This is a genomic window from Streptomyces tateyamensis, assembly GCF_003205575.1.
Taxonomy (GTDB): domain Bacteria; phylum Actinomycetota; class Actinomycetes; order Streptomycetales; family Streptomycetaceae; genus Kitasatospora; species Kitasatospora tateyamensis.
Genome location: NZ_PYBW01000108.1, coordinates 61753 through 74425, shown reverse-complemented (window position 1 = coordinate 74425; position 12673 = coordinate 61753). Strand labels below are relative to the sequence as shown.

Here is a 12673-nt window from a genome sequence, read left to right as displayed (position 1 = left end):
GTTGATAACGCTGTCGCAGGATCATCGCGTTCACATATCGGTGTCGCCAAGCGCTCGTTACGAACTTATGAACGCGATACGCCCCATTATGTCCGTTTTACCCAGTCTCGCCATGAGGTTGTCAAGAGGTTGGAAGCTACAACCTGGTGGACATTCCAGAACGATGCCAAAACCCACAGTCCAGCCACAGAGAAACTCTTGACGTTCGATAAACGAGTTGCGAGAGTCCGTTCGACCAACTTCTTCCACGTTGCTGCTGCACAGACCACCGGCGGGAGCTTTCGCACCATGACGACGCCAACTGAGGACACGACCACGACCGAACAGGTCGTCGTTGCGTCCGCGACGGGAGACGGGGCTGACAAGCCCGCCGCTCTCCTCGGGCGCACCCCGGGCCAGATCGCCTGGAGCCGCTTCAAGCGCAATCGCGCCGGCGTGTTCTGCGCGGGCATCGTGCTCCTCTACATCCTGGTCGCCATCCTCGCGCCGGTGATCACGGGCCTCCAGGGCCAGTCCCCGTACATCCCGTACGGCACCCGCGACCTGAGCCTGCTGGACGACAGCGGCCTGCCGATCGGCCCCAACGGCGGCATGAGCGCGGCCCACTGGCTGGGGCTCACCCCCTCCAACGGGTTCGACGTCTTCGCCCAGCTGATCTACGGCATCCGCACCTCGCTCGGCATCGGCCTGCTGATCACCATCTTCTCGAGCATCTTCGGGATCGTGATCGGTGTCGCCCAGGGCTACCTCGGCGGCCGGTTCGACTACCTGGTGGGTCGCTTCTCCGACCTGCTGCTCGGTCTGCCGACCCAGCTCTTCTTCATCGCGTTCACCCCGATCGTGCTGATCTGGTTCGTCCCGATCGACCGTGAGACCCCGGTCTACATGCGGGTCATCGCCATCGTGCTGGTGCAGACCTTCCTCGGCTGGATGGGCACCGCGCGCCTGCTGCGCGGCCTGTCGCTGAGCCTGCGCGAGCGTGAGTACGTCGAGGCCGCCAAGATCTCCGGTGCCTCCTCCTGGCGCATCATCTTCAAGGAGCTGATGCCCAACCTCGCGACCACGATCCTGGTCCAGGTCACCCTGATGCTGCCGGCCATGGTCACCGCGGAGGCAGGCCTGTCCTTCCTCGGCGTCGGCATGGTCTCGCCCACGCCGGACTGGGGCCTGATGTTCCTGGACGCGTCCTCCTACTACCGGGACGACCTGACCTACCTGATGGTCCCCGGTATCTCGCTGATGATCTTCGCTATCGCGTTCAACCTGTTCGGCGACTCGGTGCGTGACGCACTGGACCCGAAGACCATCCGCTAGTCGCCCCACCTGCTGTTCCACCCGTAGTACAGCTCCCCCCAGCACCGGCCACCCCGGGGCAGTGCAGCCCCGCCGGTCCGCAGCTGGCCAGACAGAACATGACCAGTGACAGGTAGGAACCAATGAGACTTCGCAAGGCAGCACTCGTGCCGGCGCTCGTGGCGGTCAGCGCCCTCTCGCTGACCGCTTGCGGTGGGGGCGGCAAGGCCTCGACCGACAACAGCAAGAAGAGTGGCGCCTCCTCGGCGGTCGCCAACTTCGGCATCGGCACCAAGGCCGACTCGACCGGGCCGGCCAAGGACGTTCCGGGTGCCAAGTCCGGCGGTGTCGCCCACGACATCGAGGCCAGCGGCTTCGACTACCTGGACCCGAGCCAGCAGTACGTCAACCAGTACCAGGCCGTCGGCATGCTCTACAGCCGCCAGCTGACGAACTACAAGACCGACCCGGTCAGCGGCAAGACCATCCTGGTCGGCGACCTGGCGACCGACACCGGTAACACCACCGATGGCGGCAAGACCTGGACCTGGACCCTCAAGGACGGCCTGAAGTTCGAGGACGGCACGCCGATCACCTCGAAGGACGTCAAGTACGCGGTCGAGCGCCTCTACGCCGACTACCAGACCCAGGGCGCCACCTACTTCCCGATCTGGCTGTCGGGCGACGACTACCGCAAGGTCTACAAGGGCCCGGACGCCGGCGACCTCGGTGACGACGTCATCGGCACCCCGGACGACAAGACCATCGTCTTCCACTTCAAGGACGTCCACACGGACGCCCCGTACGCCGCGGCGATGCCCGACATCACCGCGATCGAGAAGTCGAAGGACGACAAGGACAAGTACAACAACCACCCGGTCTCGATCGGCCCCTACAAGATCAAGTCGTACGAGCCGGACAAGTCCCTCGTCCTCGTCAAGAACGAGAACTGGGACCCGAAGAGCGACGCGATCCGCCACCAGTACGTGGACGAGTGGGACTTCGAGCTGGGTGTCCAGAACCCGCAGCTGACCCAGCGCCTGGTCGGTGGCGCGGGTGACGACAAGAACGCGCTCACCCTGGTGACCAACGCGGACGCGTCCCTGATCAAGACGATCCAGGACGACCCGTCGATGGCCTCGCGGACCATCAGCCAGTTCCAGCCGTTCGTCGACACCTTCGACATCAACAACACCCGCGTGACGGACCTCAACGTCCGCAAGGCGCTGGCCAAGGCCTTCCCGGCCGCCGCCGTGCAGAAGCAGCTGGGTGGCGCCACCACCGGCGACATCGCGGGCAACCTGGTCAGCCCGACCATCGCGGGCTGGAAGGACAGCGACCCGCTGGGCCTCAAGGCCAACCCGAACGGTGACCCGACCGCGGCCAAGAAGATCCTGACGGACGCGAACAAGCTGAACTACCCGATCGTCCTGGCCTACGCCAACACCCCGCGCTGGCAGAAGGTCTCGGCCACCGTCGTGGACGCGCTGAACCAGGCCGGTTTCCAGGCCAGCCGCAAGGAGATCGACCCGACCTCCTACTACACCCAGATCGGCAAGGTCGACAACGGCTTCGACCTGTACCGCACCGGCTGGGGCGCTGACTGGCCGTCCGGCGACTCGGTCCTCCCGCCGACCCTGGGCTCCAACCAGGTCGTCAACGGTGGCACCAACTACTCGCACTACAAGAACCCGGCCATGGACGCCGAGATGGACCGGATCGCCAAGATCCAGGACCAGGCCCAGGCCGCTGACGAGTGGATGAAGCTCGCCGACAAGATCCTGGCGACCGACGTGCCGAAGATCCCGGCCACGTACGACAAGTTCTTCCAGGTCTACGGCGCCGGCCTCGGCGGTGTGGCCTACAACCAGGTCCTCGGCAGCATCGACGTGTCGAGCGTCTACATCAAGTAAGCACCGGAACCGGAGTCGGCCTCCGGCCGACTCCCCCGGGCGGGGCCACCCAGCAGCTGCTGGGTGGCCCTGCCCGGGCCACGTGCCGACCCCCTTGCAATCCAAGGGGTCGCACTCTCCACGACGTGGCCGCCGCTGGCGCCCTCACTCGGAAGAGCCCATCCCATGCTCCGATTTCTCATCCGCCGGGCGCTCGGCGCGTTCGTCATCATCTTCCTGCTGGTTGCGCTGACCTTCTTCGCGTTCCACAGCAGCGGAAACAACCCGGCACAAATGAACTGCCCCAAGGGCTGCACCCCGCAGCTGCTGGCCCAGATCACGCACAACATGCACCTGGACCGGTCCCTCGGCCAGCAGTTCTGGGACTACATCACGGGCCTGTTCGTCGGTCAGGACATGGGCACCGTCGGCCACTGCGCCGCCCCGTGCCTGGGCTACTCCTACGCCGGCCAGGCGTTCGTGTGGGACCGCATCGCGGCCAACTACCCCGCCACCTTCGTGCTGGCCGTCGGTGGCGCGATCTGCTTCCTGAGCATCGGCGTGGGCCTGGGCATGATCTCGGCGTGGAAGCAGGGCTCGCTCCTCGACCGGGTCTCCAGTTCCATCTCGCTGGTCGGCCAGTCGACGCAGATCTTCTTCATCGGCCCGCTGGCCATGGCGCTCTTCGTCTACAACCTCAAGTGGCTGGACCGCCCCGAGTACGTGCCGATCACCCAGGACCCCTGGGGCTGCTTCATGGGCATGATCCTCCCGTGGCTGGTCATGTCGGTCATCTTCTGGTCCAACTACACCCGCCAGGTCCGCTCGCTGATGCTGGAGCAGCTCTCCGAGGACCACATCCGGGCGGCCCGGGCCAAGGGCATGTCGAACCGCTACGTCTGGTGGCGCTACGCGCTGCGCGGCGCGATGGCCCCGATCATCACCATCTTCGGTATCGACCTGGGCGCCGTCTTCTCCGGCGCGATCATCACCGAGGTGACCTTCTCCATCCACGGCCTCGGCTTCCTGGCCGTCAAGTCGGTCAACCAGGCCGACCTCTACCTGGAGCTGGGCGTGCTGCTCTTCAGCTCCGCCGCGATCCTGCTCTTCAACATCATCGTCGACGCCGCCTACGCCCTCCTCGACCCCCGGGTCCGGCTGGGATGAGCACCTTCGCATCCGTGACCGCCCCGCTCCGCCCCGCTCCCGAGGAGATCCGACCGTGAGCACCCTGACCCAGTCCGAGTCCGCGACCGCACCCCAGGCCGGCGCCGCCTTCCTCTCGGTCCGCGACCTGCAGGTCCGCTTCCGCACCGAGGACGGCATCGTCAAGGCCGTCAACAACCTCACCTTCGACCTCGAGAAGGGCAAGACCCTCGGGATCGTCGGCGAGTCGGGCTCCGGCAAGTCGGTGTCCAACCTCGCGGTGATGGGGCTGCACAACCCGCGCAACACCACCATCGAGGGCTCCATCAACCTGGACGGCCAGGACCTGCTCGCGGCTTCCCAGAAGGACATGGAGAAGCTGCGCGGCAACAAGATGGCGATGATCTTCCAGGACGCGCTGGCCGCGCTGTCGCCGTACTACACGATCGGCCGACAGATCGCCGAGCCGTTCATGAAGCACACCGGCGCCAGCAAGCGCGAGGCCCGCGCCCGGGCGATCGAGATGCTGCGCCGGGTGGGCATCCCGCAGCCGCAGACCCGGGTCGACGACTTCCCGCACCAGTTCTCCGGCGGTATGCGCCAGCGCGCCATGATCGCCATGGCCCTGGTCTGCGACCCCGACCTGCTGATCGCCGACGAGCCGACCACCGCGCTGGACGTGACGGTGCAGGCGCAGATCGTCGACCTGCTCAAGGACCTCCAGCAGGAGTCCGGCACCTCGATCATCTTCATCACCCACGACCTCGGGGTGATCCGCGAGATCGCCGACGACGTGCTGGTGATGTACGCCGGCCGGGCGGTCGAGCGCGGCACCATGCGCGAGGTGCTGAAGCGCTCCCAGCACCCGTACGGCTGGGGCCTGCTCAGCTCGATCCCGCGGATCAACGCCTCGGTGGACGTGCCGCTGGAGCCCATCCCGGGCACCCCGCCGTCCCTGCTGAACCCGCCGGCCGGCTGCGCGTTCAACCCCCGCTGCGCGTACAAGGAGCTGGTGACCGGCGACCGCTGCACCACCGAGCGCCCGCCGCTGGCGATGGCCAACGGCCACCTGTCGGCCTGTCACCTCACCCCCGCGCAGAAGCAGTCCATCCTCACCGAGCAGATCCTGCCCCGGCTGAGCAGCTGAGCCTCGGTTAAGGAGCCAAGGAAATCCCATGAGCGCAGAGCAGACGCTGAGCAAGTCGCAGGGCCCCGCCACCACCCCGGGCCAGGTCCTGCTGGAGGTCGACGGCCTCACCAAGCACTTCCCGGTGATGGGCGGCTTCCCGTTCAAGCGCCAGGTCGGCGCGGTCCAGGCGGTGGACAACGTCAGCTTCACCGTGTCCGCGGGCGAGAGCCTGGGCCTGGTGGGCGAGTCGGGCTGCGGCAAGTCGACCACCGGTCGCCTGGTCACCCGGCTGTACGAGCCCACCGCAGGCTCGATCAGGTACAACGGCCTGGACATCTCGCACGCCGGCCGCAAGGAACTGGCGCCGATCCGGTCCGAGATCCAGATGATCTTCCAGGACCCGTACTCCTCGCTGAACCCGCGGCACACCGTCGGCACCATCATCACCAACCCGATGGAGATCAACGGGATCAACCCGCCCGGCGGCCGCGACGCCCGGGCCAAGGAGCTCCTGGAGATCGTCGGCCTCAACCCGGAGCACTTCAACCGCTTCCCGCACGAGTTCTCCGGCGGTCAGCGGCAGCGCATCGGTGTCGCCCGCGCGCTCTCGCTCAACCCGAAGCTGATCGTGGCCGACGAGCCGGTCTCCGCGCTCGACGTGTCGATCCAGGCCCAGGTGGTCAACCTGCTGCAGGAGCTGCAGCGGGAGATGGGCATCGCCTTCGTCTTCATCGCGCACGACCTGTCGATCGTGCGGCACTTCTCGCAGCGCGTCGCGGTGATGTACCTGGGCAAGATCGTCGAGATCGCCGACCGCGACTCGCTCTACAACCGCCCGCGCCACCCGTACACCCACGCACTGCTCTCGGCCGCGCCGGACGCCGACCCGGACAACGCCTCGCAGGAGCGGATCCGGCTCACCGGTGACGTCCCGTCGCCGCTCAACCCGCCCTCCGGCTGCCGGTTCCGCACCCGCTGCTGGAAGGCCACCGAGAAGTGCGCCACCGAGGAGCCGCCGCTGATCCAGCTCAGCAGCAGCGCCCCGGGCCACCTGACGGCCTGCCACTACCCCGAGGACGGCATCACCCCCGCCGCCCGCAAGGCCGCGGCGGACGCGCTGCCCGAGCCGCGCGACGCCCAGGACTGAGCCCTGGTCCGCGCCACCGGTGTGGCCCCCCTCCTTCGGGAGGGGGGCCACACCGCTTTCACCGCCGGCTACTGCGGGGTCCCCGTCTCGCCGCCCTCGTTTTCCTGCCGCTCGGCGGTGCTGGGTCCGATCTCGCGCTCCGGCGTGCTGGGGCCGACCTCGCGCTCCGCGGCTCTGGGTCCGATCTCGCGCTCCGCCGCACTGAGTTCGATCTCGCGCTCCGCCGCACTGAGTTCGATCTCGCGCTCCGCCGCGAAGTGACAAGCCGAGTCGTGCACCGCCAGGCCGGTCAGCCAGGCCGGGCGGGCCAGCAGCGGCTCCTCGACGGCACAGCGGTCCTGGGCCTTCCAGCAGCGGGTGCGGAACCGGCAGCCGGAGGGCGGGTTGGCCGGGGAGGGGACGTCGCCGGTGAGCACGATCCGGTCCCGCCGCTCGCGCGCGGTCGGGTCGGGCACCGGGACGGCGGAGAGCAGCGCCTGGGTGTACGGGTGGGTCGCGTGGTCGTAGATCTCCGCGTCGCTGCCCAGCTCGACCATCTTGCCCAGGTACATCACCCCGACCCGGTCGGAGATGTGCCGCACGATCGACAGGTCGTGCGCGATGAACATGTAGGACAGGTCGAACTCGCCCTGCAACTGCTCCAGCAGGTTGATCACCTGGGCCTGCACCGAGACGTCCAGCGCGGAGACCGGCTCGTCGCAGATGATCACCTCGGGCTTGAGCGCGAGCCCGCGGGCGATGCCGATCCGCTGGCGCTGGCCGCCGGAGAACTGGTGCGGGTAGCGGTTGATGTACTCGGGGTTGAGCCCGACCACGTCCAGCAGGTCCTGCACCGCCGTCTTCCGCTGCCCCTTGGGGGCCACCTCGGGGTGGATCTCGTAGGGCTCGCCGATGATGTCACCGACCGTCATCCGCGGGTTGAGCGAGGTGTACGGGTCCTGGAAGACCATCTGGATGTTGCGCCGCACCGCCTTGAGCGCCGAGCCGCGCAGCCCGGAGATCTCCTCCCCCTTGTACTTCACCGAGCCGGCGGTGGCCGGCTCCAGGTTCATCAGCACCTTGGCCAGCGTGGACTTGCCGCAGCCCGACTCGCCGACGATGCCCAGGGTCTCCCCCTTCACCAGGTCGAAGGAGACCCCGTCCACCGCCTTGACCGCGCCGACCTGCCGCTTGAAGAGCACGCCCCTGGTCAGCGGGAAGTGCTTGACCAGGTCCCGCACCTGGAGGATCGGCTCGCCGCAGGACACCGGCTGGGCGAAGGCCGCCTCCTCCGGCTGAGCGGCACCGAGCGCGGTCGCGCCGTCAGTCGTCACGGAGCGTCTCCTTCCAGAAGTGGCAGGCACTGGCCCGACCCAGGACCGGCTCGCCGTCGTCGGCGACCACCTGGGTCAGCGGCGGGTCGGTCCGCCGGCAGATGTCCTGCGCCCGGGGGCAGCGCGGGTTGAACGGGCAGCCCGGCGGGATCCGCAGCAGGTTGGGCGGCAGCCCCTTGATCGCGAAGAGCTCCTGGCCCTTCTGGTCCAGCCGCGGGATCGAGTCCAGCAGGCCGCGGGTGTACGGGTGCGCGGGCGCCGCGTACAGGTCGTGCACCGGCGCGGTCTCGACGATCTGGCCGGCGTACATCACCGCGATCTTGTCGGCCACGTCGGCCACCACGCCGAGGTCGTGGGTGATCAGGATCAGGCCCATGTGGTACTCGGCCTGCAGCTCCGCCAGCAGGTCCATCACCTGGGCCTGCACGGTGACGTCCAGCGCGGTGGTGGGCTCGTCCGCGATGATCAGGTCGGGCTCGAGCGCCAGCGCCATGGCGATCATGATGCGCTGGCGCATGCCGCCGGAGAACTGGTGCGGGTAGTCGTTCACCCGCTGTGCGGCGGCCGGGATCCGCACCCGGTCCATCAGCTCGACCGCCTTGGCCTTGGCGTCCTTGTGCGAGGCGCCGCGGTGCGCCCGGAACATCTCGCCCAGCTGGTAGCCCACGCTGAGCACCGGGTTGAGCGAGGAGAGCGCGTCCTGGAAGATCATCGCGATCTTCTGGCCGCGGATCTTCCGGCGGGCGTCCTTGCCCATGGTGAGCATGTCCTCACCCTTGAACAGGATCTGCCCCTTGGGGATCCGGGCCGGGGGCATGTCCAGGATGCCCATGATCGCCTGGGCGGTGACGGACTTGCCGGATCCGGACTCGCCCAGGACGGCGAGCGTCTCCCCCGCGCTGACGCGGTAGTTGACCCCGTTGACGGCCTTGGCGACCCCGTCCCGGGTGACGAACTCCACGTGCAGGTCGCGGACGTCCAGCAAGGGCATGCCGACGATGGTGGTCATGACGCGCGGCCCCTCTCAGCGCAGCTTCGGATCGAGGGCGTCGCGCACCGCGTCGCCGAGCATGATGAACGCCAGCACCGTGATCGACAGCGCGGCGGCCGGGAAGAACAGCGCGTACGGCGCGGTCCGGATCACGTTCTGGGCCGAGGAGATGTCGATCCCCCAGGAGATGGTCGGGTCCTGCAGGCCGATGCCCAGGTAGCTCAGGGTGGCCTCGGCCGCGATGTACCCGCCGAGCGCGATGGTGGCGACCACGATCACCGGTGCCACCGCGTTGGGCAGGATGTGCCGGAACATGATCCGCCGGGTGCCGGCGCCCAGCGCCCTGGCCGCGGTCACGTAGTCGGCCTGCTTCACCGTCAGCACCGCGCCGCGCATCACGCGGGCGATCTGGGTCCAGCCGAGGAAGGCCAGCGCGAAGACCACGCTCCAGACGGTGCGGTGGGTGAAGGCGTTGAGGATCACCAGGGCGCCCAGCAGCAGCGGGATGCCGAAGAAGATGTCCACCAGCCGGGAGATGAGCGCGTCCACCCAGCCGCCGAAGTAGCCGGCCACCATGCCGGCCAGCCCGCCGGTGATCGCCACCGCCAGCGTGACGCAGATGCCGACGGTGATGGAGGCCCGGGCCCCGTACAGCACCCGGGCGTAGATCGAGCGGCCCTGGCCGTCGTAGCCGAACCAGCCCGCCCCGAAGAAGTCGGTCCAGTTCGGCTTCTTCAGGTAGTTGTTGACCAGGTCGGCGTGGCGCGGATCGGCGTCGGTGAACAGGCCGGGGAAGATCGCGATGATCACCAGCAGCACGATCAGCACCGCCGAGACGAGGAAGATCGGCCGCCGCCGCAGATCCCGCCAGGCGTCCTGCCACAGACTGCGGGCCTCTTCCCGCTTCTCCGGCCTGGTCTCCAGCAGCTGGTCCTGCTCGACCGCCATGCCCTGGTTGCCGGCGTAGTCCAGCGCGTGCGTGTCCGGCAACCGGGTGTGGGTCGGATTCTCCGGGTCGAAGGGATCAGGCATACCGGATCCTCGGGTCCAGGACCGCGTAGAGCAGGTCGACGACGAGGGAGGCGACCAGGTAGACGATCACCAGCACGGTGACCACGCCGACCACGGTCGGTCCCTCCTTGTGGCGGATCGCCTGGTAGAGCAAGTTGCCGACCCCCTTCACGTTGAAGATGCCCTCCGTGACGATCGCCCCGCCCATCAGGGCGCCGAGGTCGGTGCCGAGGAAGGTGACGACCGGGATCAGCGAGTTGCGCAGCAGGTGACGGGAGATCACGGTGCGCTGCGGCAGCCCCTTGGCGACCGCGGTGCGCATGTAGTCCGCGCGCCGGTTCTCGCCGATCGAGGTCCGGGTCAGCCGGGTCACGAAGGCCAGTGAGAGCGAGCCGAGCACCAGTCCCGGCAGGATCAGTTGGCTGATGTCGTTGGAGTTCTGGACGGTGGGTGTCACCCAGCCCAGGTTGACGCCGACGACCTGCTGGGCCACGTTGGCCAGCACGAAGACCGGGATCGAGATCACGATCAGGGTGCCGATCAGCACCAGGGTGTCCAGCAGGCTGCCCCGCTTGAGGCCGGAGAGCAGGCCGAGCGGGATCCCGACGAAGATCTCGAAGGCGAAGGCCACCAGGGCCAGCCGGATCGTCACCGGGAAGGCATCGCCCATCAGGGCGGCGACCGAACGCCCGGTGAAGCTGGTGCCGAAGTTGCCCTGCAGCAGGTTCCACATGTAGTGCAGGTACTGCTTCCACAGCGGCTGGTCGAGGTAGTACAGGTGCCGCAGCTGGGCCACCTGAGCCGGGTCCGCGGCCTTGTCGCCGAAGAGCGCGGCGATCGGGTCCCCCGGCAGGGTGTAGACCATCAGGAAGATCAGCAGGGTGGCCCCGATGAAGACCGGGATCATCTGCAGGATCCGCCGGAGCACGTAGGTGCCCATCGCTCCTCCGTCCTAACGGGTTCGGGCTGGACGAGGTCCAGTGGCGGGGCCCCGCCCTCCGCTCGGGAGGGCGGGGCCGGCTGGCGTGGGCTCAGCCCTTGACCTGGACGGCGGTCCACACCGGGTTGCCGAACGAGTCGAAGGACACGTTCTGCACCTTGGTCGAGAAGCCCGAGTTGGTCCGGTAGTACCAGAGCGGGATCTGCGGCATGTCCTGCGCCAGCACGCCCTCGGCCTGCTGGTAGCCGGTCTCCGAGTCCTGGACGGTGGCCGCCTCGTCCGCCTGCTTGGCGAGTTGGTCGAACTGCGGGCTGCTGTAGCCGGTGTCGTTGGAGGAGGCACCGGTGCGGTAGACCTGGGCCAGGAAGTTGGCGTTCAGCGGGTAGTCCTGCACCCAGCCGGTGCGGAACGCGCCGTCGATCTGGTGGCCGGTGATCGCCGCCCGGGCGGTCTTGAAGTCCGGCTTGGGGTCGCCGACGCAGTTCACCCCGAGGTTCTGCCGGATGTTGTTGCAGACCGCGTCGACCCACTCCTTGTGGCCGCCGTCCGCGTTGTAAGTGATCTTCAGCGAGTTGCCGGGGACCCCGCCGCCCTCCTGGAGCAGCGTCTTGGCCTGGGCCACGTCCAGCTTGCAGGCGGTGCAGGTGCCGGACTTGTAGCCGGCCACGCCCTCGGCCACGAAGGCGGTGGCGGACTTGCGCGAGCCCTGCAGCACCGTCTTGGTGATGGTGTCGCGGTCGATCGCCATCGAGAGCGCCTGGCGGACCTTGTTCAGGTTCGCGCCCGACCAGTCCGGCTGGTAGAGCGTGAAGCCGATCGACTGGATCGCGCCCTGCGGGGAGTCGATCGCCCGCGAGCCCAGGTCGGTCTTGTAGCTGGCCAGCGCGGACGGCGGCACCTGGTCCATCACGTCGAGGTTGTTGGACTGCAGGTCGGCGTAGGCGGCCTCGGAGGTGGTGTACGCCTTGAAGACCACGCCGCCGTTCTTCGGCTTGTCCACGCCCTGGTAGTTCGGGTATGCCTTGGTGACGATCTGCGAGTTGTGGTCCCAGCTGACGAACTGGTAGGGACCGTTGCCGATCGGCTTCTGCCCGTACCCGGCCGGGTCGTTGAAGAACCCGTCCGGCAGCGGCGAGAAGGCCGGGTAGCCGAGCTTGTACTCGAAGTACGAGACCTTGTTGGCCAGCTTGATGGTGAAGTGCGTGTCGTCCTGCACCGTCAGACCGGACATCTGGCCCGTGGCCGGGTTGCCGGACTTCGGGTGGACGTCGGCGTAGCCCTGGATGTCGCTGAACCAGTCGGAGTTGATCTGGTTGTTCTTGACGTTGGCGCCCCAGTTCCAGGCGTCGACGAAGTTCTTGGCCTTGACCGGGGTACCGTCGTGGAAGGTCCAACCGGACTTCAGCGTGACGGTGAAGGTCTGCGAGTCGCTGGTGTCGATCTTCTCGGCCACCTGCATCCGGATCTGGCTGTTGCTGGGGTCGTAGTCGACCAGCCCGCGGAACAGGTTCTGGATCACCCGGCCGCCGTTCACCTCGTTGGCGTTGGCCGGCTGCAACGGGTTCTGCGGCTCGCCGCTCTGGTAGGTGAAGGTCGCGTTGGCGTTGGAACTGCTGCTGCCGCTGCTGCTACTGCTGCAACCGCTGGCCACCAGGGCGACTGCCGTCGCGCTGACCAGGACCCAACGAACGCGAGTGGCTCCAGGCATGGAGGTCCCTCCTCAAGGGGGTGTGTGTCGCATCACACCCCATTCGAAGGGAGCTGCCACGGCGGCGCACCCGTAGCAGGGCCACTCGGGCACGCGGTGCCGC

10 protein-coding genes are annotated in these 12673 nt (G+C 67.9%); 5 read left to right on the top strand and 5 right to left on the bottom strand.

The annotated features are described in order from the left end of the window. Positions 1-288 precede the first annotated feature (288 nt). The 5 genes from C7C46_RS26120 (at position 289) to C7C46_RS26100 (ending at position 6607) form a co-directional block, all read left to right on the top strand. The gene (locus C7C46_RS26120; protein WP_110672369.1) at positions 289-1314 is read left to right on the top strand and encodes an ABC transporter permease; all 1026 of its coding nucleotides are present in this window, start codon (positions 289-291) and stop codon (positions 1312-1314) included. Positions 1315-1436: 122 nt separating this feature from the next. Beyond that, the gene (locus C7C46_RS26115) at positions 1437-3206 is read left to right on the top strand and encodes an ABC transporter substrate-binding protein (RefSeq protein WP_110672368.1); all 1770 of its coding nucleotides are present in this window, start codon (positions 1437-1439) and stop codon (positions 3204-3206) included. A 165-nt stretch (positions 3207-3371) separates the two neighbouring features. Next, complete coding sequence (locus C7C46_RS26110; RefSeq protein ID WP_110672367.1) at positions 3372-4352, top strand: ABC transporter permease; 981 nt, start codon at positions 3372-3374, stop codon at positions 4350-4352. Between the two features lie 55 nt (positions 4353-4407). Further along, on the top strand, positions 4408-5478 hold the full coding sequence (locus C7C46_RS26105) for an ABC transporter ATP-binding protein (RefSeq protein ID WP_110672366.1): 1071 nt from the start codon (positions 4408-4410) through the stop codon (positions 5476-5478). 28 nt (positions 5479-5506) lie between these two features. Beyond that, complete coding sequence (locus C7C46_RS26100) at positions 5507-6607, top strand: ABC transporter ATP-binding protein (RefSeq protein WP_110672365.1); 1101 nt, start codon at positions 5507-5509, stop codon at positions 6605-6607. 68 nt (positions 6608-6675) lie between these two features. Here C7C46_RS26100 and C7C46_RS26095 read toward each other — a convergent pair whose 3' ends face one another. From C7C46_RS26095 to C7C46_RS26075, 5 genes are all read right to left on the bottom strand, one after another. Next, positions 6676-7920, bottom strand: coding sequence for an ABC transporter ATP-binding protein (locus C7C46_RS26095; protein WP_181442522.1), 1245 nt, complete (start codon positions 7918-7920; stop codon positions 6676-6678). Beyond that, positions 7910-8929, bottom strand: coding sequence for an ABC transporter ATP-binding protein (locus tag C7C46_RS26090; RefSeq protein WP_110672363.1), 1020 nt, complete (start codon positions 8927-8929; stop codon positions 7910-7912). The genes C7C46_RS26095 and C7C46_RS26090 overlap by 11 nt, the downstream gene beginning before the upstream one ends. 15 nt (positions 8930-8944) lie before the next feature. Continuing rightward, on the bottom strand, positions 8945-9859 hold the full coding sequence (locus C7C46_RS26085; protein WP_110672410.1) for an ABC transporter permease: 915 nt from the start codon (positions 9857-9859) through the stop codon (positions 8945-8947). 76 nt (positions 9860-9935) lie between these two features. Further along, the gene (locus C7C46_RS26080; protein WP_110672362.1) at positions 9936-10862 is read right to left on the bottom strand and encodes an ABC transporter permease; all 927 of its coding nucleotides are present in this window, start codon (positions 10860-10862) and stop codon (positions 9936-9938) included. Between the two features lie 91 nt (positions 10863-10953). After that, positions 10954-12570: a peptide ABC transporter substrate-binding protein gene (locus tag C7C46_RS26075; protein WP_110672361.1), complete on the bottom strand. Its 1617-nt coding sequence runs from the start codon at positions 12568-12570 to the stop codon at positions 10954-10956. Between the last annotated feature and the right edge of the window lie 103 nt (positions 12571-12673).

Bases quoted from the DNA above. Each gene is read 5' to 3' on its own strand.
- C7C46_RS26075 (WP_110672361.1), bottom strand. From the start codon at position 12,570: ATGCCTGGAGCCACTCGCGTTCGTTGGGTCCTGGTCAGCGCGACGGCA.
- C7C46_RS26090 (WP_110672363.1), bottom strand. From the start codon at position 8,929: ATGACCACCATCGTCGGCATGCCCTTGCTGGACGTCCGCGACCTGCAC.
- C7C46_RS26110 (WP_110672367.1), top strand. From the start codon at position 3,372: ATGCTCCGATTTCTCATCCGCCGGGCGCTCGGCGCGTTCGTCATCATC.
- C7C46_RS26115 (WP_110672368.1), top strand. From the start codon at position 1,437: ATGAGACTTCGCAAGGCAGCACTCGTGCCGGCGCTCGTGGCGGTCAGC.
- C7C46_RS26085 (WP_110672410.1), bottom strand. From the start codon at position 9,859: ATGGCGGTCGAGCAGGACCAGCTGCTGGAGACCAGGCCGGAGAAGCGG.
- C7C46_RS26120 (WP_110672369.1), top strand. From the start codon at position 289: ATGACGACGCCAACTGAGGACACGACCACGACCGAACAGGTCGTCGTT.
- C7C46_RS26100 (WP_110672365.1), top strand. From the start codon at position 5,507: ATGAGCGCAGAGCAGACGCTGAGCAAGTCGCAGGGCCCCGCCACCACC.
- C7C46_RS26080 (WP_110672362.1), bottom strand. From the start codon at position 10,862: ATGGGCACCTACGTGCTCCGGCGGATCCTGCAGATGATCCCGGTCTTC.